This window comes from Pedobacter sp. BS3 (assembly GCF_008274585.1).
Taxonomy (GTDB): Bacteria; Bacteroidota; Bacteroidia; order Sphingobacteriales; family Sphingobacteriaceae; genus Hufsiella_A.
This window is the reverse complement of record NZ_VTRT01000004.1, coordinates 126723-152301: the sequence shown is the minus strand read 5'-3', so window position 1 is coordinate 152301 and position 25579 is coordinate 126723. Positions and strand designations below refer to the sequence as shown.

General features: G+C 44.9%; 16 protein-coding genes. 1 reads left to right on the top strand and 15 read right to left on the bottom strand.

Annotation, left to right across the window (positions count from 1 at the left end):
• Positions 1–60: 60 nt before the first annotated feature.
• From FW774_RS12450 to FW774_RS12435, 5 genes are all read right to left on the bottom strand, one after another.
• A complete protein-coding gene (locus FW774_RS12450; protein ID WP_149348530.1) occupies positions 61–660 on the bottom strand; it encodes a hypothetical protein in 600 nt (199 codons plus the stop codon).
• A gap of 187 nt (positions 661–847) precedes the next feature.
• Positions 848–1486: a hypothetical protein gene (locus FW774_RS20525; protein ID WP_197739857.1), complete on the bottom strand. Its 639-nt coding sequence runs from the start codon at positions 1484–1486 to the stop codon at positions 848–850.
• Between the two features lie 178 nt (positions 1487–1664).
• Positions 1665–2015 carry an alpha-L-fucosidase gene (locus tag FW774_RS20520; protein ID WP_197739863.1) on the bottom strand — a complete coding sequence of 117 codons (351 nt, stop codon included), beginning with the start codon at positions 2013–2015 and terminating at the stop codon, positions 1665–1667.
• A gap of 129 nt (positions 2016–2144) precedes the next feature.
• Positions 2145–3647 carry a polysaccharide lyase 6 family protein gene (locus FW774_RS12440; protein WP_149348529.1) on the bottom strand — a complete coding sequence of 501 codons (1503 nt, stop codon included), beginning with the start codon at positions 3645–3647 and terminating at the stop codon, positions 2145–2147.
• Positions 3648–3676: 29 nt separating this feature from the next.
• The gene (locus FW774_RS12435) at positions 3677–4996 is read right to left on the bottom strand and encodes a T9SS type A sorting domain-containing protein (RefSeq protein ID WP_149348528.1); all 1320 of its coding nucleotides are present in this window, start codon (positions 4994–4996) and stop codon (positions 3677–3679) included.
• 228 nt (positions 4997–5224) lie between these two features.
• On the opposite strand from FW774_RS12435, the gene FW774_RS20430 reads away from it, so the two are divergent.
• Entirely contained in the window at positions 5225–5443 is a 219-nt protein-coding gene (locus FW774_RS20430; RefSeq protein WP_187774901.1) for a hypothetical protein, read from the top strand.
• A gap of 121 nt (positions 5444–5564) precedes the next feature.
• Here FW774_RS20430 and FW774_RS12430 read toward each other — a convergent pair whose 3' ends face one another.
• The 10 genes from FW774_RS12430 to FW774_RS12385 form a co-directional block, all read right to left on the bottom strand.
• Positions 5565–6752, bottom strand: coding sequence for a glycoside hydrolase family 88 protein (locus tag FW774_RS12430; RefSeq protein ID WP_149348527.1), 1188 nt, complete (start codon positions 6750–6752; stop codon positions 5565–5567).
• 248 nt (positions 6753–7000) lie between these two features.
• Complete coding sequence (locus FW774_RS12425; protein ID WP_149348526.1) at positions 7001–8896, bottom strand: alpha-L-fucosidase; 1896 nt, start codon at positions 8894–8896, stop codon at positions 7001–7003.
• Positions 8897–8963: 67 nt separating this feature from the next.
• A complete protein-coding gene (locus FW774_RS12420; RefSeq protein ID WP_149348525.1) occupies positions 8964–10127 on the bottom strand; it encodes an alginate lyase family protein in 1164 nt (387 codons plus the stop codon).
• Position 10128: 1 nt separating this feature from the next.
• Positions 10129–12294, bottom strand: a complete 2166-nt coding sequence (locus FW774_RS12415; RefSeq protein WP_242457813.1) for a TIM-barrel domain-containing protein — start codon at positions 12292–12294, stop codon at positions 10129–10131.
• Positions 12295–12544: 250 nt separating this feature from the next.
• A complete protein-coding gene (locus FW774_RS12410) occupies positions 12545–15130 on the bottom strand; it encodes a glycosyl hydrolase family 95 catalytic domain-containing protein (protein WP_242457812.1) in 2586 nt (861 codons plus the stop codon).
• 34 nt (positions 15131–15164) lie between these two features.
• Complete coding sequence (locus FW774_RS12405) at positions 15165–17621, bottom strand: glycoside hydrolase family 2 TIM barrel-domain containing protein (protein ID WP_149348524.1); 2457 nt, start codon at positions 17619–17621, stop codon at positions 15165–15167.
• A gap of 204 nt (positions 17622–17825) precedes the next feature.
• Entirely contained in the window at positions 17826–19469 is a 1644-nt protein-coding gene (locus FW774_RS12400) for a hypothetical protein (protein WP_149348523.1), read from the bottom strand.
• A 177-nt stretch (positions 19470–19646) separates the two neighbouring features.
• The gene (locus tag FW774_RS12395) at positions 19647–20336 is read right to left on the bottom strand and encodes a hypothetical protein (protein WP_149348522.1); all 690 of its coding nucleotides are present in this window, start codon (positions 20334–20336) and stop codon (positions 19647–19649) included.
• A 13-nt stretch (positions 20337–20349) separates the two neighbouring features.
• On the bottom strand, positions 20350–21879 hold the full coding sequence (locus FW774_RS12390; protein WP_149348521.1) for a RagB/SusD family nutrient uptake outer membrane protein: 1530 nt from the start codon (positions 21877–21879) through the stop codon (positions 20350–20352).
• A 10-nt stretch (positions 21880–21889) separates the two neighbouring features.
• On the bottom strand, positions 21890–25039 hold the full coding sequence (locus FW774_RS12385) for a SusC/RagA family TonB-linked outer membrane protein (RefSeq protein WP_149348520.1): 3150 nt from the start codon (positions 25037–25039) through the stop codon (positions 21890–21892).
• Positions 25040–25579 lie beyond the last annotated feature (540 nt).

The window sequence follows — 25579 nt, the reverse complement described above, 5'->3', positions numbered from 1 at the left end:
GGGAGATCCGGGGAAATAAAAATGGTTATTCTCGCTGGTTTTAATAAAGCGGGGAAGTATCTAATTGTCCATCACATAATCCGCTTCGGTTACATACTTTACTGCCCGTTGCTTGTAGGTGCTTCCAAACCCATTAGGGTCGCTATCCGGTACTATTATATTCCAGATGGATGGATTCTGTAAAATAAGCTTAGCGCAATAAAGCATGTGTGAAAGCACTTCGCCCTGCTCTACTCCAGCTCCTGCCGGACTAACATCAACAGCGCCGGACGGCCAGATGGGATCTATAGCGCCTGTCCAGGTTACCTTTTGTCCGCCGTTTACCGCAGATGCCAGGTCGTTCCTTCCAGCCAGTGCAGCGTCTGCATAATAGATCATCCGGTTCAGGATGTCTATATCATTTGTAGTTTCATACATTAAACCGCAGGCCTCAAGCGCCTTTCCTGAGTTTCCATACACCCAGATATTTCCTCCATTGTAGTCTGGCGCAGATACTTTGGCCTGCATATAAGCCTTAAATTTATCAATCTCATTTTGGGTAACAGAACCAGTGGCACCATCAAGCACCATAGATTGCGCCATGCTATGATGCGCCTGCATCATAAATCCAGCTAAAAAGATTAAAGACATGCAAATGGTCCGCCAAATAGTTTTTTTCATCTCCTTAAAATGTTGACAGTAAATTTGTTTCATAAAATAGGTTTTAATACCCCATAAAGGGTTAAATTGGTTATTGTTATTGCGTGTTGTAAAAAAAGACAGATTAATCAGTAGATTATTCATAGCATTTAGCTAACTACTAAGCTATATTGTACAAGCAGCTGAGCGCCAAGACAAACCCGTTAAGTTAATGTACGGGAAGTATATAAAGCGCTTTCAGATTGAACAGATCTTTTCCATTTTGCAAGGGTTTTATAACTATTTTGTAATTGCCCGCACCCGTAACTGATATGGTGGCTACCATTTGCCTGATAAACTGCATGGGGGCATGCTTATCAAAATCCGCGGTCTGTAATATCCTGAAATAAAAGTTTTTACCATCAACTATTACACAGCCCTGCTGCATAGCGCTCTCTTTACCGCACTGATAGTCAAGTTGTACCTGGTAATCTCCCGGGCTGTCTATATATAGATTAAACTTCACGGCATCTGTACTATCTTTCAATCCGGTAACGCAGGTAGTATGTTTCCAGTCGCCAAAGTAATGACTATAGGTAAAACTTTTAATGGTGGCATTACCGGACGTTTTGGCAAACACCGCATCAATCCTATTATCCGCATATTGAGCACTTACGGTTACAGGATTGCTTAATGAATAATCAGGAAGGGTGCCCTGATATTCCATCACGATCACCTCGTCTGCAAAATCATGGTTTAAGGGCATATTGATGAACAGTCTATCGTCCTCCCGGTGTATTTGCAGCATTTGCCCGCCAACCAGGGTATATACTTTATTTACCCGGATATTTTTAATTCCGGGAATCATTAACCGGCCATCTTCCGGTCTTCGCCAGACATGTAAGAACTGCTTTCCGGGTTTGGTTGTACTTACCCCCCAAGGCTGGGGTGGAATAAGGCCGTAAGTTGTTCCGTAAATACTTTCGCCGTTCTTGTCCAGCCATTTTCCGGTCTCCCGAAGAAATTTGACCGAATATCCGGGAATATTACCCTCTCCGTCCGGACCCTATGTTCAGCATCAGGTTACCGCCTTTTGAAGCTACATCAGCCAATAAATGAATGATCTCTGCCGGTGTTTTGAAATTCATGTCGTGCTTGATATATCCCCATGAATCATTATGTGTATAAATAGATTCCCATGCTCCTCTTATCGGAGCTGGAGGCACTTCCGAATCTCCATAGTCACGATAATCACCCAAACCCTGCCCAACGCGGCTGCTAAACAAACATTGAGGTTGTAACTGTCTAAGCTCATTGACCAATGCCTGTGTTTGTTCCTTTGACATGCCACCAGGCGTATCGAACCATAAAATGCCCAATGGACCGTAATTTGTCATTAATTCTTTTAACTGGGGAACTGCTTTTTCGCGGTAATATTGCTGATAACCCGGACTTGGGAATCAAAATTGACGGTGTTTTTAGCTTTTTAGACACTCTCCTCCTTTCTTTATTCGATTGATTATTCCTTAATTTTTAATAACCAACGCCGGAAAGGTCATCCATGAAGGGCCAATTCCCTGGATTTTCAGCAACGATTTATGCAGGTCATCCAATGGATTTGCACCGATATTTGCCGATTGAAAAAAGGAATAGCTTCCCTGGAACCCACCTATAGCGGGACTATTTGCGCCGGGTACGTACGTATTAAATTCGCTAACCAGCGTCATTTTGGGATCTGTTTGCTGTATACCCTGCGGCAGGGCCAATGTTTGCCCATTACCCATGCCATAGGCAATATTTCCCTGATACGTAAAATTTTGCGGCGGATCTGTATAGGCGATGGCAATACCGCTTCTTGACGAAACCAGGTTATTGGCAATAACACAGTCGGCCGGCGGAACAGTACGGTCATTGCCACCTTTACCAGCCCCGATATCAAAGCCCTGGGCGCAAGCTACCATCGTATTGCCTACTATTTTGGCATTTTTAACCTGGAAATATCCGCTTGCCGGCGAATTTGGAACGCCATCCAGAACGGCAATGGCACAGGTTTGCCCGGTAGATGCCACGCCCTGGATATAATTATTATACACCATGTGACTCTCTCCCACGATACGTATTCCTCCCACACTGCTTACGTTATTACCGATGATGTAATTACCATATACGGATGATCCATTGCCATGACGCAGGCTTAACGAACCCCGGCTTTCAAAAAAGAAATTATTGCGGATAGTATCCTTACTCATCTTATTGGAAATGATCTCCGTTTCACCGTTGCAGTGCTCAAAAACATTCTCTTCAACCACCACCAGGGCCTCACTAAGATAATAATCGCTTGTACCTACGCGGATCGATTCACCGCCATTATTGCCCAGATCGGGTCTGGAGCCAAAATAGTTATGATCTATCCGGTGCGATATGGCGCTGCTCATGCCCCATATTACCATAGTAGGCCCCTGGTGTTGCTTACCTTTCAGGTAGCAGTGGTCTACCCGGTTATTTTTCCCGTTAACAGATACCCAACGATAGTCAATGGTAGGATCTGTCGGGTTATAATCTACAATAGACGTGTTGGTTAACCGGCAGTTGCGTGAAGCCGATGTAAAATCAACTACGTTCAGCTTTGAAACTCCTAAGTTGCCATTACTAAAGCTCAATCCATCGGCTACCAGCCACTGACCGTCTATTGATAACGATGAAGCTCCTTTCAGGTTAACTTTTCCGGCTTTTTCTGCAATCAATACAATAGGCTTTTGCGCTGTACCCGTACCTTTAAACACCAACCGCTGGTCAGTCCAGGTACCGGATTTCATCATAACCGTATCGCCCGCCTGCAAGGTTAGTGCAGAAAGCTCTGCTGCCGAAGAAATACTTTTGCAGGATGTACAGACCGGCTTATCTACCGGAGGGTCAGGCGTTGGATCAGGGTTAGTATTGTTTGAGCCTCCGCCTTTTTTACACGCACTAAATGATATAAGCGTTGCAAATGCAAGCGATAGTAGCATGGAACAGTTTGTTGTCTTCATCTTTATCTATAAATTGAACGTATATGGTTTTATTGCGAAATAAATTTGGTGCTTATTTTTTCTGTTCCGGATACCAGCGTTGCCACATACACCCCGTTACTAAGCGATGCGTTTAATGGTATGGTATTATAGCCCCTTTGCAACACAACTGGTTGCGTAATAATTCGTAAGCCAGCGGTTGTGTAAACATATAAAGTAGCTTTATCAGCTGAATTTGAATAAACCGTAGCTTTTGTATCCTGACCGGAAGCGAATATATTAAGTGCAGTTTGTCTAAATGCTATTTTCGCGTAAGCAACCTCCGATTTTTCTGACCGGCCGTTAAAATCTACCTGTTGCAGCTGGTAATAATTGGTTCCGGGCAGCGGATTCGCATCGGTAAAGCTGTATTGTGATATGCTGTTTGTTGTACCATTACCGGGTATGGTTGCAATCACCTCAGTGCTGCCATCATCTGTCCACCGCAACACATCAAAGTGCGAATTATTTTGCTCAGAAGCGGTTGTCCAGCTCAGCTTTACGGCATTATTTTGCGGTGTTGCAGTAAATGAGGTTAGCTTAACGGGCAGGGGAACAGGAGTCCGTACAAAGCTCCAATCCTGATCCGCCTTAATATCATCAACAATAATATTATACGAACTCTCCATCGTTCTGAATCCTACACCTTGAATATCTTTTTTAGTAATTTTAGCTTCGGTTGCGTTAGAAACAGTAGGAGTTGATTCTGAACTGCTTTGGGTGTCATTCGCACCATAAATCCATAAACTTACTTTATCTGCTACACTGGCTGAAGATCCCTTTTCATATTTTTCAATAATCAGATAAGTTTTTCCAACCTCATAACTGTACGAAGTAAACGTTATATCAGCCACTTCATTACTACTTGCAATTGCCCCAAAGGCAAATTTATTCGTAGGATTAGGATCAGGTTTTACATATATCCTGCCTCTACCATCAGTATTAAGTGGATCAGCAGTAAAATCGGCCAAATAAAAGAAATAACTGCCGTTGGCGTTTCCAGGCAACGCGTTGAACTTTACTAAAAAAGAGACGTAGATTGTTCCTGTCCCATTTTTAGCCAAATTCAGACTGCTATTATTGAATGGTATTACTGGACCATCGCCAGCACTGCCACCAGGGTTTATGTATACAGCCCGGGTTCCCGTAAGTCCCGGAGCATCTACTTTGATTGATGCTGCCCCTGTATACTTAGGATTTGTCACCCAATTGCCCTGCCCGTCCAGGGCGGCATTGGTAGTATAACTTTCAAAATCTTCACTGAAGGTTGCCTGCGCCGTTGAGGCTTTCCAGCACACAACCACGCTTAATAGAAGTAACAGTTTTTTCATTGTGCGTTTAATTTAAATGGTTAATAAGTACCTAAAGATCAGCAAATAAAAAGGCCGAAAATTTTACCTATTTGGTATATCGATAAGTTATTTTAACGTAAATGGTCGGTGAGCAAGGGACAGTGGACAACTGACAGTGGACAACTGACAATGGACAATGGATTAGTGGACAGTGGAGAATGGACAATGGAGAATGGATAGTGGACAGTGGAGAATGGACAGTGGAGAATGGACAGTGGAGAATGGACAGTGGAGAATGGACAGTGGACAACTGACAAGGGAGAATGGAGAATGGATAGTGGACAGTGGACAAGGGAGAATGGACAATGGAGAATGAAGAATGGATTAGTGCTTTTTACCTGTAAGGCACAATTGCGCTCGTTTACAATAACGAGTGCATCATTATCCGGCGTTTGTAACGCCGGGGCTGACGGAAAAGAGGTTTAACACCAACAGCACTCCGGACGTTGATTGCGTTGAAATTGTAAAAACCTGGAGGTTAAACATATCTGAACGAAGGCGGAGCTTCGCTCCAGCGCACTTCATAACCGGCAATGCGGCTTCAATCTTATTTCTGCAGGTTCTTTTTCCGCAGTAACGCTTCCAGGTAATAATAATCGGCGTAGCTTAACGGAACATCAATTTCAGAATTACCAGGTTTAGAACCTGTACTATGTAGCAATATAAATCCCTTAGCTGACCCAGCCGGAGCTGTGTATTTAGTCGTAAGAGAATATAGCATTTTATCAGCTTTCCCGCTAAAAAATTTACCCTGTTTACTGTATGCACTCAGCTCGTATAAACCGGATGCTATGACGGCCGCTGCAGAAGCATCACGCGGTTCATCCGGAATACCGGGAGCATTAAAATCATAATAAGGTACCAGATCAGCAGGCATATTGGGATGGTTCAGGATAAAGTTGGCTACATGCTCCGCCTGGCTAAGATAAGCCGGATCTTTAGTGTACCGGTAGCACATGGTGTAACCGTATAACGCCCAGGCTTGTCCGCGTGCCCAGGCCGATTCATCGCTATAGCCCTGATGAGTTCCTCTCTTCAATACTGCACCGGTTTGCGGGTCATAATCTACCACATGGTACGAGCTGTAATCGGCCCGGAAATGATTCTTCATGGTTGTATTGGCGTGACTTACCGCTATCCGGTAAAACGAAGAATCTCCGGTGAGCTTAGTGGCTTCAAACAGCAGTTCCAGATTCATCATGTTATCAATGATAACCGGGTTCACCCATTTATCACGATTGTGATCCCAGGAGCGTATCACTCCCGTCTTTGGATTAAAACGCGTAGATAATGTTTTTGCCGATTGAATAAGCACATCCCGGTAATGCGCATCGTGCGTTAAACGATAGCCATTGCCCACACTGCAGTACACCTTAAAGCCCATATCATGCGTGGTTCCGTTGGTTTTTTCTTTTTCAATATTGGCCGTAAATTTTTTAGCCTCATCCAGCCATTTTGTTTGCTGGTTATATTCATACAAATACCACAATTCGCCGGGGAAAAATCCACTGGTCCAGTCTTTGGAAGCCACCAGCTTTAATTCGCCATTTTCCAGGGTACGTGGCGATACCAGTCCGGTTTTAGCACTCTTTTTTACTTGCTCAATTTCCTGCAGCATCAGCGAAGTTTGTTTTTCGGCATGCTCAAAAGCCTTTTTGATGTTGATCTTCTGAGCAAAGGAAACGAACCCGGAAAAGAATAAAATAATGCTGATATAAGCGATTTTGGTGTTCATATATGTGTTTGTTTTAATTTTCTAATTTAGTTCAAATCCACTGTTATTATTATCCTGATGAGCGTAAATATAATTTTAATTTATTCAAGCGGATCCACGGGTTATTACGTGGCCGACCAAAAAGTCAAAAAGCAGCGTCATTTCGACGACCTTAGGAGGAGACCACGAAGTAGCTGCGAAGCAAAATCTTCTTCCTAAGCACTTCTGGCGGAGATCCCTCAGCTACGTTTCGGGATGACGAGAACTTTTTAGTCAGCCCTAGCGCCGTTAACCGGAATTAACTGAACTTCCAGCAATTTCATTAACTCTTTTCCCGTAATCTGCTCAGGTTTGATGAGCAGGGTATGTACTCCCGCTTTGAGCGATACCCGGCCAACCGGATCTGTTATGATCGCACTGCCATTATGTGTTTGCGATACAACTTTACTGGCTTTTAAATCACCTAAGCTTAAGCGATATGTTCCTCCGGCATCGCCTCCCGCAAGGTATTTTATCATCACCTTAAATCGTTGTGGCTGGATTGTCCTGAAATGCCACTGAACGGTTTGACCGGTATTTTGCCAATTTTCAACATAATAACGGCTGGCTTTACCGTCACCAAATTTAAAACCTTTGCTCAGTTGGGCGTCAAATGCCAGCAAACGGGTTACCGGAACATTGGGCGCAACATACAGCAGTGAATCTGTTTGGACGGGAGCCTGCAGTTTGGCGACAATAACGGTATTTATCTGGTCGGGCGCTTGTTTGGGCACCGTGATCTGCCAGTCTATTTCCCCCGAGCGGCTCAGTATAAGCGGCTTTTTCTTTTCATCTTCCAGTAAATAGGCTTTTGATATCACTGTCTTTAATCCGCCGACATACAATTTACCATCGACCGGCCAGTTAAATATATGCAGGTATAATTTATTACCCTTCAGCGTGGTTACTCCCCAATTTTGTAACGGTAAGGGCGATTTTCCAGCACCATAAATACTGCTGCTGTTTTTGCTCATCCACAGCCCGATACTATCTAATATACGGGTATCTTTCGAATCAAATTCACCATCGCCTTTCGGGCCGATATTTAGGAGCAGGTTACCGCCTTTCGCCACCGATTTGGCAAGCAGTTGAATGAAGAACGAGGCCGGCTTATGCGAATTATCATATTTTGAATAGCCATACGATTCGTTGGTGGTAGGAATGGCTTCCCAGTCGCCTTTAACCGGGTAAAATTCTGCCGGACGATCGGCCGTATTCTTATAATCGCCAAAATTTGCCGTGGCGCTTCGCACCAAACGTCCGTTAACCACCACGTTAGGATCAGTTTCACGAATGGCTTTCAGAATGCGGATATTTTCGGACAGCGGCAATTTTTGCGGGGTATCAAACCATAAAATATCAGGATGATACCGGGTTAGCAGTTCCCTGATCTGGGGGATGGCCTTTTGGTCGACGTAACGCTGTGCTTTAGCTAACAATTCCGGGTGAACATCATACCAGTTTGTGCCACCGTATAAACCCAAATCGCCGCCCGGATTTTTGTATTCCCAATCATTTCCCGGCGCATCGGGATGCTCCCAGTCAAACGCATGCGAATAATAAAAGCCAAATTTGATACCGTATTTTTTGCAGGCTGCCGATAAATCCACCATCGGGTCATGGTGCCAGGCGGTTTGCTTAACCACATTAAAATCAGATACCGAAGAATTATACATCGCAAAGCCATCGTGATGTTTAGCTGTAATGATCAGATACCGCATCCCTGCTTTTTTGGCTTCCTTCACCCATTCGTCAGCATTAAATTTCACCGGATCAAATTGATGCGCCAGGCTCAGGTATTCCTCACGGGATATCTTTTCTTTCCGCATCAGGTGTTCAGCATAACCGTTTACCTTTTTGCCCTTCCATTCGCCGGCCGGCAATGAATAAACGCCCCAGTGAATAAACATCCCGAAACGGGCTTCACGCCACCACTGGATGCGCTCATCATGAGTTTTCATCGATGCTGTCCACCAACCATCCTCTGCCTCATCAATTGCTTTTTGATCACGAACTTTGGCCTTGTTAAACATTTCAGCATCTTCATCGCCTTTTACCTGGGCAAAGCAGGTAAATCCCGAACTCAGCAGTAATACTAAAACTAAAAGCCGTATTGTATTTTTCATTGAAGATTTTTTATGCGGATTATAAATCCGCTGTTATTACCATCCGGATTACAAATCCGAATGAGCACTAATAAAACCATATCAGCGGATGCCTTACCGGTAAATTCCGGATAACTTCTTCTACCTGAGGATCATGATCCAACCTTGCCCAGGTTTTAAACCATTGCCCGTTATGAAAGGCATTAGCGCCAAACACCAGCGATGGCTGTGCCACAGGCCAGTTTTCCCAGTACATCACATCGTGCTTAAACGGCCATTTGCTTTTATCGGCAATGTATGGATAAAGAAATTCAATACCTTTTTTTATGGTTTTGCCATCCGTGGTTGTATAATTCCACAGGTTTTCCTGCTTATCTGAAAGTATTTGACAAATCGTCGCCATAGCGTCCAGGTTAAATATGGAATAGCCGTAAGGCTTGGTACGGGCAAGCTCTAAAGGAAAGCTTCCGTCCGCCGCCATTTGATCAGGCAACAGCACGGTTTTATATCTTTCACGACAAAAATCGAGCAATGCTTTATTAGCGGTCAGCTTCGCGAAAGCGGCAACCTGCATTACCCAGCACGTGCCGTGATTGTTTTTGGCATTCATCTCATCCTTTCCGTAGGGATGCGTGGTAAGCCAGGTGAGATAATCGGCAAACCATTTTTTTATGCCGTTTAAATCGGATGTATTGAAAGCTGCCTGCATTACCAGCACACCCTGCGCCACTTCCATCAGCTGAATGGTGTCAATAATACCGATTCCGCGACCAGTAAACCTTCCCTGTATGGCCTGGGCAAAGGCCAGGTTGGGATTCATCAGGGTTTCGGGGTTAATAAACCAGGCTTTTAAATGCACCAAAGCATGGAGAGCATACTTTTTATCGCCGGTAAGCTTGTAGGCCGATGCCAGCGCTCCGATAATCCGGCTGAAACGAATCATGGCCTGCCGGTGAGCTACAAAATTATCCGGATTGGTCATCCCGTCTTTCTGGATATAAGGCCCTGAAGGGTTCTGCGGGTCGGGCCACCAGTAATCGCCTTCCGAAAAGAAATCGTGCTTGCCGCCGGCACTCCGTGGCGATGTTTGTGCTGTTACGGTAACCGGCTGCTGCATTAAGGCCCAGGCTGCTTCTTCCAATATCTGTTTACGCAATACACCGGCTACTTTCGGCTCATACGATTTTGCATCGACCGGATTTAAACCTCCGGCGAAAACCATCAAACTTATAATTGCAAAAAAATACTTCATCTTACTTTGTCATTAATGTCCATGTAACTTTACCAATGGTATTGGGCTTGCCGCCTACGGCCGGAGATATGCTTCCCTGTATGGCATTTCCAATCCGCCGTACCTTAACTTCACGCCAGTTGTATTGCCCTTTTTCATAATCGAACGTTTCACCGTCATCATCGTATAAACGGTATACGCCCGGTTTTTCGCCGTAATAGCGAATTTCTATATCCACTTTTTGCCCGGCTTTAGGTGCATGCAATACAGGGGGCATCATGGGAATAATACCGCCATCTTTCACAAAAACCGGTATTCTATCCAAACCCGGCGTAACAGTTATTACTTCACCGTCGCCGGCAAAGGCCCCGGTATAAAAATCATACCATTTCCCTTTGGGGAGAACGACCTTCCGGCTGGTTTGCCCGGCAAACATCGGGGCAACAAGCAGGTATTCGCCGGCCATGTACTGGTCTTTAATTTCTTTAGTGGCGGCTTCGGCATACGGGTTCTCTTCCAGGTTTACCTTCCCGGATGTTTCCGACTGCGGACGCTGCATAAACCCGTCTTCCAGATTCATCGCCCGGAATGGCGGCGTACCTTCGAAATGATATTTCGCAAACTCGCTGTACCAATAGGGCATCATCCGCATCCGCAGCAAGGCGAAGGCTTTTACCTGTTTTTCTACTTCGGGATATGTCCAGGGTTTGGTGCCGCTTGACCAGGCATTAATCATGGCCATGGGCGAAAATACGTTCGACTGGATGCGGCGCAACCATTCTTCGCCGGTTTTGGATGCACGTACTTCAGGAGTCCACAATACGCCGCAGAAGCCGCTGTTAATTAAGGCGGTGATGAAGTCCTCGTGGTTATAGTAATCGTTGTAGATTACATAGGGAAACGAGGTGCCGCCGCCATTGGATGCCCGAACCAGGCCGTACGTCCGCTGGTTACGTTGCCTGATCATCTCTGTGCTGTAGCGTTGCAACAGCAAGCCATAAGTTTGCCGCATCTGCTCGGCGCTGTTTCCGGACGGAAACATGGCAACATCGGGCCACAAGTAATAATCGTAACCGTCTACCTCGTCTATTTTATAACCGCTTACGCCGATGTTTACCTGGTCTTTCTGCAATTGCGAGAAAAAAGGTTTCCGGGCTTGCGGCATGGTAAAATCGGGCACTAAGCCTAACCAAACGGTATGCGAGGCCGTAAACGGACGGATTTCTTTATAAAACGGTGCGTCAGGCGAAATGTATGGGTTTATCCATAGGTTTAAGCGGATGCCTTTTTTAAGCAGGTTGCCTATAAACGCAGCCGGCTGTGGAAAGCGGGTAGTATCCCATTGAAAGGTACCGGGGTAAGCCTTGCTTTGCCAGCCCGGCTCAAGACCTACCACATCCAGCGGATAACCTTTTTCGGCAAATGCGTTTACTTCATTTTCAACGTCCGCCGCAGTATAACGGGTCATCATACGCTGTACAAAACCCAATCCCCAACGCGGGGGAAGACAGCCTCCGCCATTAAATAAATTGTACCGCCTCACCGCATCCAGAGGCTTGGGGCCCGCGAATACATAAATTTCTGTACCTGCTGCGGGTATCAGCATTTCAACCGCATCCGAATACGGCCTTGATTTCCAGCTTTTATCTGTTGTACGGTCTTTAGGCTCCGGAAAGTTCGGGCTGTCTTTGCGGACTCCCGTACCGGCCCAAACTTTGATATACCGTGCAGCATTTATAAATACGCCATACCCGTTTGACGATACATAAAACGGAACCGGTGCATGGGTGCGCCCATTATCTTTACCGCCGTAATGGTCTACATGCAGCTCCAGCACCTTGCCACGTTGGTATACGGTCTGGAAATTCAGGCCAAAACCAAACAATTGCTCATTTTTTTCGAGGGGGAAACGTACATACGTTTTTCCATCGGTTACCTGGGCCGCGATATCGTTTTGCGGCAATGGGAAGGCCGCTTCGCCAAGCTTCTTCAACGCTTCGACATTGGGCTTTGCGCCCGAAGCGGTTAGCAGGTTGAATGTTTCGGGCGTTCCAACAACGCCTTTCCATATACCCGGAGCAACTTCCGTCCAGTTTATGGGCTGTGCCCAACCGCTTAAAGCCTGGGCAAGCAGGAATACAATAATCGATATATGAAGCTGCAATTTTCTCATAAGCGCTTGTTTCATTTTTTAAGCGGATTGCAAATCCGCAATTATTGGCATCCGGATTGCAAATCCGGATGAGCCAACGCCCCGGTTCGTGTCCTCACGAACCGGTATAAGGGAAGCTTCGTGTATTCACGAAGCTTGGCCGAAGTATACAATAATTGATATATCAAGTTACTCATGGCGCTCATTTAATTTTTTAAGCGGATTACAAATCCGCAGTTATTGGCATCCGGATTGCAAATCCGGATGAGCCTAAGTGAGCCTAAGATTATAGCGGAACAATGGTATACGACTTTCCTTTTTCGGTTTTAAAATCAATGACATAACCTTTGCGGACATCCAGTTGCAGGAGCTTTGCCGATGGATTTTTTTGATACGGCGGAACTTCAACAGCTGCGTTAAGCGCACCTGCATCGCGTTGAAGTGTGCTAACTTCTTTGACTTTTACCGGAATAGCTGTTCTTAACCGGCAATCGCCTCCGTTAGCGGAATAAATTTTTGCTTTTACCAGCTTTCCTTTTGCCCAGGCGATGTCCACCGTAAAATTCCCCCGTGCCTTAATGCCGGCAATAGAGCCGTTTGACCAGGCATCCGGCAGGGCCGGCAGCAGGTTTAACTCACCCTCATGGCTTTGCAGCAACATTTCCGTGATACCGGCTGTCCCGCCGAAGTTACCGTCAATCTGGAACGGCGGGTGAGCATCAAACAAATTGGGATAGGTACCTCCCCCGCTCATATTGCCATGCGTTTGGTGCGGATCGACATAATTAAATGCGGCGCTCAATATCTTATAAGCATGATTCCCATCCTGCATACGTGCCCACCAGTTTATTTTCCAGGCCATAGACCAGCCTGTGCTGACATCGCCGCGATGTATCAGCGTTTGTTTAGCCGCGGCGGCCAGCTCCGGCGTATTAAATACCGAAATCTGTGTACCGGGATAAAGTCCGAAAAGCTGTGAAATGTGCCGGTGCGTATCTTTGGGATCATCCCAATCCTGGTACCATTCCTGTATTTGTCCGTACCGGCCGATATGATAGGGGTATAACCTGCTTTTGGCCTTTGCCAGTTGCCCGCTAAAATCAGTATCATTATTTAATACTTTAGCAGCCGCTATACAATCGTTAAACAGCTCACGGATAATAGCCATATCCATCGTGGTAGCCATACTAAGCTGGTATTCTTTACCCTTAATTTTTATGGTATTTTCCGGCGATGTAGAGGGATTGGTTACCAGATACCCGCTTTTAGAATCGTTCACCAGCCAGTGCAGCATAAACTGTGCAGCACCTTTCATGAGCGGGTAGGCTTCGTTTTTCAGAAATGCTGTATCTCCCGTAAAACGGTAATGCTCCCACAAATGGGTACTAAGCCAGGCACCAGCCATAGGCCAGGCCGACCATTTTGGACTTCCCTTAGGATCCCAATCGTAACCTCCGGGAGGCGAAGTTTTAGCCCACAGATCAGAGTTATGGTGTACCACCCAGCCTTCGCTGATGTTGTAATTTACTTTTGCTGTCTTAGCTCCGTTCACTGCCAGCTCTTTCATAAAGTCAAACAAAGGCTGATGGCATTCTGAAAGGTTGGTATTTTCGGCCGGCCAGTAATTCATTTCGGTATTGATATTGGTCGTATAATTACTACCCCAGGGCGGCTGTACATGGTCATTCCAGATGCCCTGCAAATTGGTAGGCCGCGAACCGGGACGCGAACTGGCAATCATCAGGTAACGCCCGAACTGGTAATACAATACCTGTAACTGGTGATCGGAAGGATGCTCTTTGAACCTTAACAAGCGCTCATTAACCGGCAGATTCATCGCCTGCTTATCGGCATCGAGCTTAAAGATCACCCGCTTAAATAACTTCTGGTAATCGGTAACGTGACCGGTTTTTAGTTGTTCAAAAGATTTCGCGACAGCCTGATTCAAATTGGCTTTTGCTTCAAGGGCCGGGTCTTTCCCCTGAAAACCGGGAGACTTATCAAACCCGTTAAAGCTGGTGGCTTCGGCCAGGTAAAGTGTAACGGCACTGGCATTTTGTATGTTTAGCGTACTATCGGCAGCCTGCATACTCCCGCCCTCGGTTTTAACCTTAACGTGAATTTGAAAGTTCATGCCTTCGCCATTGTCTTTATCGTATACTACCTGGAAAGGCTCGTAGTCGCGGTTGGCTACGAATTTGGGCGCTTTACCTTTCAATACCAGGTAATCGTTTCCGACAGCTGAGGTAGTAAAGTGTAGCTTGCTGGTTAAACCGATGGTAAAATTCAATGCTTCTTTTTTACTGGCCGTGATACGTATAGCCATTACCTTACCGGGATAGCTGATAAACGTTTCACGGGTATAGGTAATGCCGTTCGCTGTATACCTTACCGTAGCAAGCGCATTGTTCAGGTTTAAATCGCGGTAGTAGGACGTAACGGTTGTATCGGGAAGATGAAATGACAGCCACAAATCGCCTAAAGGCAGGTAACGTGCGGAATAAGGCCCCTGCATCTTCTTCCATAATATGGCGGCCTTGTCATAATCGCCATCGGCTACAGCCTGCCTTACCTGCGGCAAAACAACCGGGCCATCGGGGTTATTCCCCGAAGCCGGATAACCGGACCACAGGGTCGCATCGTTTAGCTGGAACCTCTCTTTAGAAATTCCTCCAAACACCATAACACCGGTTTTACCGTTACCCAACGGCAATGCCTCCTCCCAGGCCGTGGCCGGTTTTGTGTACCAAAGTTTTAGCGCAGAATCATCTGCCTGGCACATCGCCCGGTATCCCGTAAGGAGAAAAATACTGAGCAGGGTAATTTTCAGGTTGTTCATTGTTTTGTTGGTATCTTCCGTGGCTTCACTCATCGCAATAATTTTAAACCTATGAAGTTTGTTTGGATTACAAATTCACAAACGCAGTTGGAATACCTTCCGACTGCACACTCACTGTACTTCTTCCACCATTGGTTTTTACACGGATAATTGCACGTCCATTATACAACTGCACTTTCCGTGAGCCATCCGAAGTGCCCTGGTCATCAATCAAGCTACCGTCTCCGGCCAAACCGAACCGTACCCAGTTGGTGGCATCCAGGCATTGAACAGCATTGGCATCAAACAGCTTTACCTCTACTGTGGCAATGCCGTTCTCATCAGCGATTTTCTGTAAGGTCATTTTAGCCGGTTTTCCCCATTTTTCGGTTTGATACCTGAATGTTATTTCATCCTGAACCACTGTTTTGCCTTTTTTAGCTACAACTTTTACGTGATTCTCGCCAGGGTTAAACACCAGGTTCCAGCGTAAGCCTGCAGCCGGATAATCCTGGCTGTTACGCTTTTTTATCCCACAACTTTTGCCGTTTAAAAACAGCTCTGCCTCGGTACAATTGGAGTAAACTTTAATCAATTTCTCTTCACCGGCATCGCCCCAGCGTACCGGCCAGGTATGCCCGTAAATGTGCGCCATCAGCTTATCTGTCCAGTATGACTGGAATACGTAATATGCTTCCTTTTTGGTGAAATCGCGTTCAATAACGCCTTTCTGGTTTACATACGGAACGGGGTTATCGGGACGTACCGGCGTTGAAAAATCTTTAAACGGCCAGTAGGCTGAGCCGGTAAGCCAGGGCATGGTTTCCTGTTCTTTCAAATGCCAGTCTATTAGGTTGCAGATGTAACTTTCGCTCCAATCGCCATCTTTTGAAACACGGGCAGCACCGCCATATAAAGAGGCATCTCCCGCACGTTCATCTGCCCCGTCACCGGATTTAATATTCATTAATGCCTTATCGGGATTTTCGGAATGGCGGCGGGCATGACTGTCACCGCCCCACTCCACGTGCAGAAAGTGCTTTACGGTTTTAAATTCCTGCTCTGAAACTTCTTTGTATTCGGTATAAATGCCGCGATACCAGCCGGCCCAGATGGACGGGGAATATACATCGACAATATCTTTGCAGAAATCGCAGCGGCGAATGGCCGTTTTACGGGATGGGTCAAGCCGGTGAGCTAAATCATTCTGCTCTTTCATAAAGGTCCGTATCTTCTCTTTATCAAATTCCGGAAAATCTCCCGGCCAATCGTTCTCATTACCTAATCCCCAGATAATTACTGATGGATGGTTGTAATGCTGCTCTATCATGTTGGTGAGCATCCTACGGGCCTGATTTTTGTAAACGTCGCCACCTAAACCACCCCGGCACCAGGGTTCTTCTTCCCAAACTAATATGCCTAAACTATCGCATAGATTAAGCACAATGGGCGATTGCTGGTAATGTGCCAGCCTGATAAAATTAACGCCCATCTCCTTCATCATCTTCATTTCGGTGCGTATCATATCTTCGGTCATAGCGGCAGCCACTCCTGCGTGGTCTTCGTGCCGGTGTGTTCCGCGAAGCAGCAAACGCTTACCATTCAGCATAAACGGACCATAATCCACAAATTGAAAATTGCGAAAACCGATTTTCTCCCGTTGGGTGACCTCACCGGATGCAGCAGAAAGACGGGCTTCAACGGTATACAATTCCGGGTGGTCGGGATGCCACAATGCCGGTTTCTTGATTGCGATATTTTTCAGTGTTATATCTCCCGAAAGATTGTCGAGGGTATTTTCTGAAACAGCCACTGTTTTCCCATTTGGGTCAATAACATGAATGGCAACATGAGCACTTTTCGCATTCAGCGGATTGTAAAAGCGGGCTCTGACTGACAAGCTGCCATTTTTCCCCGCAGCATCGGTTTCGGCATGTACAAACAGCTTATCAAACGACAAGGACGGCACATACACCAGGTTGAGGTAACGGTATAAGCCTCCGTACAGGTTAAAATCAGAAAGGTCTGACGGAATCATTTCCAGATCGCGGGAGTTATCGCAGCGAATGGATAAGGGAATTTTGCCTTTAAACTGCTTCTGATAAACATCCGTTTTTTTGAACGCTTCTACAGCATCGGTAATGTCTACTGTCCATTCATCATATCCGCCAACGTGCGATCCTACTTTGGTAGTGTAGATGTACACTTCTGTTTTTTGTCCGGCACCTTCAAAGTGCAGTAAGGTACGCCCGCCAGAATACGGATTATTTACTGTCAAGCCAGTACGATACCAGCCTGGGCCCTGGTAATAATTTACATCGGGATCAACGGCGTCGGTAGCATTAAAACAATGCGGCAAGGTAACATCCTGCCACAGCGGAACACTTTCCGGGTTTCCCGATCCAACAGGACGCACTGCCTCCCAAATACCGCCCAGATCCTGCCTGAGGAATTGCCAATTATGTATTAACCGCCGGCTTTGCTGGGCAAAAAGCGTTTGTATTGTTAAAACGAAAATAAAGCTGATAATCTGAAATTTACGCATGTATCAAAATGGATTTACTTAAAATTAATGAGGATGTCTAAAAAGTCAGGAAGCACCGTCATTTCGACGACCTTAGGAGGAGACCACGAAGTAGCTGCGAAGCAAAATCTCTTTCCTAAGCACTTCTGACGGAGATCCCTCAGCTATGCCTCGGGATGACGGGAACTTTTAGACAAACTCAAATGTACGCTATAAACGTTATTTCTAATTGGACAATTTACCTTCCCCAGCCCATGATTTTAATAAATTATAAATATTTCCGCTGCGTTGGGCTGCTATCGTTATTTTATTTACGGCGCTTTCGCCCAAACGGTCTTTGAGTTGTGCCAGGTACAGGCTTCGAGGCAGCACATTAGTATTCCAGCTTTCCCAATATCCGGCTCCATTTTTTTGAAGCCCTGTACAGCCAATGCCCCAATTACGGGCTCCTTTAGGGCTTTCTACCTTAATATCATTTTTATAGGACGCACAATTCCAGAATAGGATTTGCGCACCGGCCCAACCATGACCAGATCCCATTGCCTTTCGGTTCTGCACATGAATTTGTCCCCCATATATATTATCAAACAGCACACCGGTCGCCCAGCGGTGATGCGGCCCAATATCCGATTGTGTATCGGTAGCATAGCAATCTAAAAACACATTAGGGCCAGGTACGCGTGAGCCGGTTACGAAATCATGCCTGCCTCCACGTGTGAAGCAACGCTGAAACAGGTTAAACGACGCTCCCGCCTCCAGGTTAAATGAGTATTTCCGTCCACCGGTTGTTATAGACTTTGGATCGAGCATAGCGCATTCTTCTACGGTATTGTGCACCGATTCTTTGCTGATGGAAACACAGGCATAACCGAAATACTGGGCGGTTACCTGTTTCACCCAGCAATTCTCGGCACGGATCAGCTCGATACCCTTCCAGCCGTGATTTTCGTCCTCGTCGCCATCGTAATATGAAACCAGCCGCAGGTTTTCAATGCCAGAATTACTGATTCTGCCGTTGATGTTGGTTTTATAAACATATCCGCCGCCATATTTGGATTGAATAGGGTCAACTACCGGCGCATCAATGGTAATGATATTTCCATTAACGGCAGCTATTTTGCGTTCAAAACTGATATCATAATCTTTTGTCACCCAGCCATATTGCGCCATTTGCAGATCATCAATCCATGCCTGGTTAGGTACACGATATACGGCAATGTGATCGCCAACGGCAAAACCGGCAGCTGATTCTACAGCAAAGCTGATTGCTCCTGTAGGGACATAATCTGTGGTTATCTTTTTACGCGTTCCGCTTACTTCTGCTAAGCCGGAGCCCGAACCCTTAAGCTGGATGAGGGTATGCTGCGCTTTTTGGGTAGCTTTTATAATTGTTCCTGCAGCACCCTGACCCGCACCCCGCAGCACTACACCGCTTTTGCTGATGACCAGCGTTCCTTCTACATTGTACGTACCAGCCTGCAACAAAACGGCTCCGCGAAAGCCATTGGCATCGGCAGGAAGATCTTGCACTTCATTTATCGCATCCTGGATATGCTGCAGATTATCGCCGGAAATGGCGCTAATTGTTTTCTTTACCGGAATATCGGGCAACGAAACACCACCATCCTTGTAACCGGCATGTGAAAAGTCCGGAACAGTATTTACACTGTTTGTTTCGCCCTCATTGGCGTAAGTGTTGTATGCCAGCTTTTGGTTTGAGCCGATGTAAACCAAAGCTGTACTTTTCGGAGGGATCGGCGTTTCAGAATTATCAACTCCATTCTCCTGTCCGGTACCTTTGCTTTTCTTACAAAATACATTTGATAGTAAAACACCGACACATAGCAACACGCAATAAATAAATTTCATGGCACTTTATAATACACTTTACTAAATTAAAAATATCGTCATTGCGAGGAACGAAACGCAGTGAAGTGAGGAAGCAATCTATTAATACTCTCAAGATTGCTTCACGCCATTTCTCAAGCAGCCCTTCGGTTCGCAATGACGATCGGTTTTTAGGTATCTTATCAACACCTAAAACAATTACTCAATTACTGGGGCATTGGGATCTACCCAGCACCTGACTACCTGGATGATACCATTAGTCGGGCGTAAATCGGATGTAATCACGAAATTAGTCGGTGCCGCAAGATTCTCATTAATAATTATCGGCGAATCCTGCTGGTTTGCACCTGGGTACTCGCCATTGTACACCCTGAGATTCATAATTGAATTGGGGTTTGACGGGTATGTTCCTGCCGGACAGGTGGTTTTTACATCAAGCCTGGTGATGGGTATATTTTCGTGTGCATACTGCCCTTCTATAATGAGGTACTGTAAATATGCCTTAACCACATCTTTATCGTAATTACGCCAATCGTTTTTGCCTGTCAAACCGGTTTTTCCCGGAACATTGTTAAAAAATGACAACGCACTGTTCTTTTTGTATACAGCTTCACTGTTCAACAAGATATATGTCCTGTTTTCTTTTTTGTATTCATTGGTATCTATACCGCTGTAAATAATACCAGTATAAAACGGTTTAAAAAGCGTATCTGTAGCTGATTCAATACTTCTTGATTTGATATACTCCCAGGCGTTTTTATATAAATGGGCATCAATAGTATCTGCTTTTGGGTGTTTGGCATCTTTCTGCACATCCAACCCGAATAACGAACATCCTGCTAACACCATTGCATAAGCAGCGATCAATAAAACTGGTAACTTTTTCATAATGCTTTTGCTTTTAATTGTAGGGTTTATTTTGGGTTAACAATGAATTGGCGTTAAGCACGTCTTTAGATAAGGGCCACAAATACCTCCTGGTATCGGTACCAAAACCAACTACAGGTACACCGTATTTTTGCTGCCGTAAAGATAAGATAGGATCCATTACTTTTTCAACGTGGTTGGTACGTATCAAGTCGAACCAACGCTTACCTTCGCCCAGTAATTCATATTGACGTTCTTTCAGTATAGCATCTTCCAAATCTTCTTTGGTTGCAAAATCGGCCGTTGTATAAGGTACATAATTTGAAGCAAGGATAGCCCTTTTTCGGATGAAATTTAAGAAAGTAATGGCATCCCCGGGTTTATCAAGTTGGTTCAATGCTTCGGCATAGAGCAAATAGATATCGCCTAAGCGGTACATTACCAGGTAAACGTTCATCTTATCGGCAGTTGCCGGAAATTTTGTACCATTTGTTACCGGGTCATAATATTTAAGCACTTTATCCCAGTGACCATTTCCCTGTAACGTATCCATGGACTTGGTTACACGTGTATCAACCAGGTTCTTTTTCCAGGTAGTGTGAAGTACCGAGTCTATTTTCTGGTGATTATTACTCAGCTGAATAGATACTGGTATACAAGCGCATCCGTTTGAAGTAAAATCCCAGTTAATGCTCCAGATATTCTCGTTTGTTGTATTAGGTGCAGTGAACAGCTTTTTCCAGGTTGCCTGCGGTTCCAGCGTAGCACCGGTCGTACCATAAACTGTTCCTTGCGGGCCTTTAGTCGCGAACAGCTTATCCATCCAGGCTTTCGCATTCGGGAAATCTCTCTTCCACATGTATACGTCGGCCAGCATGGCACAAATAGCAGGCTCATTAATATACCATACATTAGCTGTCTGATTTTTCTGAATCAATTCATACGCTTTCTGAAGATCGGGCAAAATCACTTCATCCAGGATCTTGTCTTTACTCTCCCTCGGTTTTTCCGGATTTTCAGCCTGGTCTTCGTAAGGTTCCAGCCAGATCGGCGCATCGCCCCAGAGCCGTACGATGTAAAAATAGCACATGGCCCGCATGGCATAGCATTGCGCCAGGCTGTTATTTACAGTTACTGGCGAAACGGTAGCATCGTACTTAGGGACTCCAGGAATGTATTTGATACAGGTATTGGCCCGACCTATAGTAATATACAAACCTGTCCAATCGGCCATATCATTATCGGAGGTGAGCTGGTTTAACGTAGTTTCTACGTCAAGCGTGCTGTAATAGCCATTGCGCTCAAAATCATCTGAGCGGGATTCTCCCCAATAATGATATTTACCACCATACGTTGATATTTTTGATTTATTATCACCATCGCCGGTCATTTCCTGCTGAAAGGCAGCATATACACCGGCTACCGATGAGGTAATATCCTGTGCCGACCGGAAATATTGTTCGAGTGAAACCGCACTTAACGGCTTCTCGTCTAAAAATTTTTTACAACTGCCCAGTACAATTAACATACTGCAGATGGCAGTCCCGAATATTATCTTTTTCATATCAAATACTTTAAAAAATTAACTGGACACCTAAACCAATTTCTCTTCTTTTGGGATATTTACCGCTATCCTCACCAATGTTTAAACCTTTAGAGCTAAACTCGGGGTCAAACCAGCTGTAGTTTGTCCAGGTAGCCAGGTTCTGGCCAAAAACGTATACATTAGCAGATTTTGCCTTAAATCTTTTGGCAATTTTATTATCCAGCGTATAGGTCAGCTTAGCGCTGCTCAGGCGGATAAAATCACCATCTTCGAGATATAAGCTGTTTATGCCATAACGCATGTCGCCATAAGTGTCTTTATTCGGGAAGTAAGGATATTTAGCAATATCGCCCTGCTTTTGCCAGGAATTGTAAATGGCATCTGGTGTCGGCGGCGAATAGGTTGAACTGTTCCTGTTCTGTCCATTAGCTACCTTATTGTATACCTGGTAACCTAAGCTGCCGTTAAAAATAACATTGAGCGAAAACTGTTTGTACCTGAAATTATTGACAAACCCGAAGTAGTATTTAGGCACACCATTACCTAAAATGGCTTTATCATTATTATCAATTACCCCGTTATGGTCGGTATCCTGCCAGATGGTATTACCACCAGTTAATACCCGACCGGAGCTTCCATCTTTCATTTGCTGCACGACACCGGTATAAGGTTGTCCGTTAAGCAGGTAACCTTCTGCCGCTTTGCCATCGCTTGATACGCCTACGGGGGTTAGCAGGTTCCAATGTTCATCGTAGGCGTTAGACACATCGTATTGATACACACCCAGATTTTTGAACATGTACATATCACCGATATTACCGCCTTCTTGTATCAGCCATTTATCACCCGATAAAAAGGAGCTATTGTCAGCCAGCTTAGTAATTTTGCCCTGCTGAAACGATGCGTTGACATTGGTGCTCCACTGGAAATCTTTCTTACTTACAGGTGTTCCGCCAATGGCTATCTCCAATCCTTTATTGGTAATAGTACCTAAATTAATAAAAGTACTGACAAACCCTGTCTCAGCAGGTAACTTTTTGTCATACAACAAATTAGAAGTAACTTTTTTGTATGCATCTACTGATACGCTCACCTTGCCTTTGAACAAACTAAGGTCAAGACCAAGATTTTGTTGTGTTGTTGATTCCCATTTAATATTGGTGTTTCCCATGGTAGTACTTAATGCTCCCATGCTTACCAGGTTATAAAACTCATCGCCAAAATTGATGAGCGATACAGAACCGTAATCATTAATAGCATCATTACCGGTTTGTCCAACGCTGTAGCGCAACTTACCATCTTCCAGGAATGATTTAGACCATTTCATAAATGTTTCGTCAGAGAAACGCCATGCGGCGGATCCTGAGAAGAAATTTCCGTATTTATTATTGGAACCGAAACGGGAAGAACCGTCACGACGGTATGTACCCTCAACCAAGTAGCGGCCTTTATAATTATAACCTAAGCGGCCAAAGAGCGATGCATCTGAATTGGCAGTAGCAAATGTAGTGGTCTTAGCCAGGTCCAGCAGACCCGCGGCATTTGAGGTGTAAATGGTTTCGTTCAGGTATTGCGACATGGCAAAATAGAAATCATCGTAACGCCGCCTGTCAGCACTGAAGCCCAACATACCGGTTATATTATGGCTTCCGGCAAGGGTTTTATTATAGTTAAAGAATGCCTGGTATTCCCAATTGAAATCTTTGCTAAGTTCATTCGTACCGCTTGCATTACCTTCGCCCTTTGACGTTAACCACTTGGGCGAGAAATTGGTATATTGATTATTCCTGGCCTTAGCATTAAACAACGTGGTGAATTGCAGATCCTTATATATCTTATAATTAAGCTGTATGTTGTACTGCGCCGTTAAGTAGTTACGCTTATGAATTTCATATAACGCATACGCCACAGGATTCCGTTTGGATTCTACATAACTTGACATCGAGCCGTCAGGGTTGTACAAGCTGGTCCAGGGGTTACGGTCAAACAGCACGTTAACAGAAGTACCCACCGGGATATCGTTACCACTCTGATAAGCAAAGGCTAAATTATTGCTGATCTTCAGCTTCGGCGAGGCTTGATAATCTACGTTAAGCTTGGTCTGCAGCATTTTAGCCCAGCTATTAATAACAATAGAACGGTCGTCTGTATAATTTACACCGCTATAATAGGTTAAGCCTTTTTGCCCACCCCGTAATGTCAGCGAAGCAACCTGCTTGTGCGCTGTTCTCAGCATCTCGTCCTGAAAATCATTATCCTGGTTCATGTAATGGTTTACCGAGTCAGCCACTGCACCGGTCGTTTTATTGTCGCGATGCGCCCGGTAATAACGTAAATCTGCCGCCGTAACAGCAGGTAATTTATGAGCCAATTCGCCCAGGGTATGGGTATATTGCACTGTTATACTGGGCTTGCCTTCCTGGCCTCTTTTTGTAGTTATAATAATAACCCCATTAGCTCCACGTGCACCGTAAATAGCAGCAGAAGAAGCATCTTTTAACACTTCAAAGCTTTCAATATCAGCCGGATTTACAAAATTGGCGTCATCGCTTATTACTCCATCAATAACATATAATGGGCCGGTACCAGATGCATTGATGGTTGACGCTCCCCGGATCTGGATGGTTCCTTCGCCGGTTGGATCACCATTATCGTTCATTACCAGGGCGCCTGCTACCTGTCCCTGAAGGGCATCATATAAGGTTACAGGCTGCCGCTCCTGGATATCTTTTGATGATACCGAAGCAATGGCGCCGGTCAGGTCGCGTTTTCTTACAGCGCTACCGTAGCCCGTTACTACAACTTCATCCAGATCGCTTACATTTTCGCTTAGTTTAATATTAATAACGGTACGGCTGCCTACACTTTCTTCTTTAGTTACAAAACCAACATAGGTAAAGGTGAGTACCGATTTAGCATCGGGAACTGTAATGGTATACTTACCGTTAGCGTTTGTTGAAGTACCGGCAGGTGTGCCTTTTACCTTTATACTAACCCCGGGCAGCGGTTCGCCTTTAGAATCAGTTACAGTTCCGGTAACTTTAATAGTTGACTGGGCATAAACTGCCGTAATAAGCAGTTGCAATACCGCCATAAGCAGGAAGATCCTTAGCCTTCCGGCATTCAATGCAAAAGCTTTCTCTGGTGGCAAAAAAGCTCGTGTAAATTTTTTATTCATATTAATTTAATTAATTGGTTTTACCCGACTGCTAACGCAACCGGTTGATTTCTACTAAAATTAAAATCCCAGATGCTCATTCTTCATCTATGAAAAAGCGTCAATTTTCTCATCATTAGTTAACATTTTTTAATTGGTGAAAACGTGTGTTAATTGGTTATCGCAATTGAGCAAATAATCGGCAATTGTTATTTTTATCAATTGGCGAAGTATTCAGCTATTTTAGCATTATCTGCCGTGTATATTCACATATAATGTATATATGATTGAATAATAAATCTTCTTGGGTTTATTTGGATAAATTTTAAGTTTTTTTACAACCGGTTGCAAAAAGCTGAATGATCTTACTAGATTATTAAAAAGCTCAAAATATACATCATCCGGTACAAGGTCAATATAAGCCTGTTCTACACTTTATTCCAAATACCCACATAGGCAGTTAAGGTAAATCCACCTCCATGATTAACAAAGGCAGTGAGAGGACAACGTATAGTGCAGATAAGGGCTGAAAAGTCAATGGGTCTATTGTTAAAGATGTCG

Bases quoted from the DNA above. Each gene is read 5' to 3' on its own strand.
- FW774_RS12450 (WP_149348530.1), bottom strand. From the start codon at position 660: ATGAAAAAAACTATTTGGCGGACCATTTGCATGTCTTTAATCTTTTTA.
- FW774_RS20525 (WP_197739857.1), bottom strand. From the start codon at position 1,486: ATGATTCCCGGAATTAAAAATATCCGGGTAAATAAAGTATATACCCTG.
- FW774_RS20520 (WP_197739863.1), bottom strand. From the start codon at position 2,015: ATGACAAATTACGGTCCATTGGGCATTTTATGGTTCGATACGCCTGGT.
- FW774_RS12440 (WP_149348529.1), bottom strand. From the start codon at position 3,647: ATGAAGACAACAAACTGTTCCATGCTACTATCGCTTGCATTTGCAACG.
- FW774_RS12435 (WP_149348528.1), bottom strand. From the start codon at position 4,996: ATGAAAAAACTGTTACTTCTATTAAGCGTGGTTGTGTGCTGGAAAGCC.
- FW774_RS20430 (WP_187774901.1), top strand. From the start codon at position 5,225: ATGGACAGTGGAGAATGGACAGTGGAGAATGGACAGTGGACAACTGAC.
- FW774_RS12430 (WP_149348527.1), bottom strand. From the start codon at position 6,752: ATGAACACCAAAATCGCTTATATCAGCATTATTTTATTCTTTTCCGGG.
- FW774_RS12425 (WP_149348526.1), bottom strand. From the start codon at position 8,896: ATGAAAAATACAATACGGCTTTTAGTTTTAGTATTACTGCTGAGTTCG.
- FW774_RS12420 (WP_149348525.1), bottom strand. From the start codon at position 10,127: ATGAAGTATTTTTTTGCAATTATAAGTTTGATGGTTTTCGCCGGAGGT.
- FW774_RS12415 (WP_242457813.1), bottom strand. From the start codon at position 12,294: ATGAAACAAGCGCTTATGAGAAAATTGCAGCTTCATATATCGATTATT.
- FW774_RS12410 (WP_242457812.1), bottom strand. From the start codon at position 15,130: ATGAGTGAAGCCACGGAAGATACCAACAAAACAATGAACAACCTGAAA.
- FW774_RS12405 (WP_149348524.1), bottom strand. From the start codon at position 17,621: ATGCGTAAATTTCAGATTATCAGCTTTATTTTCGTTTTAACAATACAA.
- FW774_RS12400 (WP_149348523.1), bottom strand. From the start codon at position 19,469: ATGAAATTTATTTATTGCGTGTTGCTATGTGTCGGTGTTTTACTATCA.
- FW774_RS12395 (WP_149348522.1), bottom strand. From the start codon at position 20,336: ATGAAAAAGTTACCAGTTTTATTGATCGCTGCTTATGCAATGGTGTTA.
- FW774_RS12390 (WP_149348521.1), bottom strand. From the start codon at position 21,879: ATGAAAAAGATAATATTCGGGACTGCCATCTGCAGTATGTTAATTGTA.
- FW774_RS12385 (WP_149348520.1), bottom strand. From the start codon at position 25,039: ATGAATAAAAAATTTACACGAGCTTTTTTGCCACCAGAGAAAGCTTTT.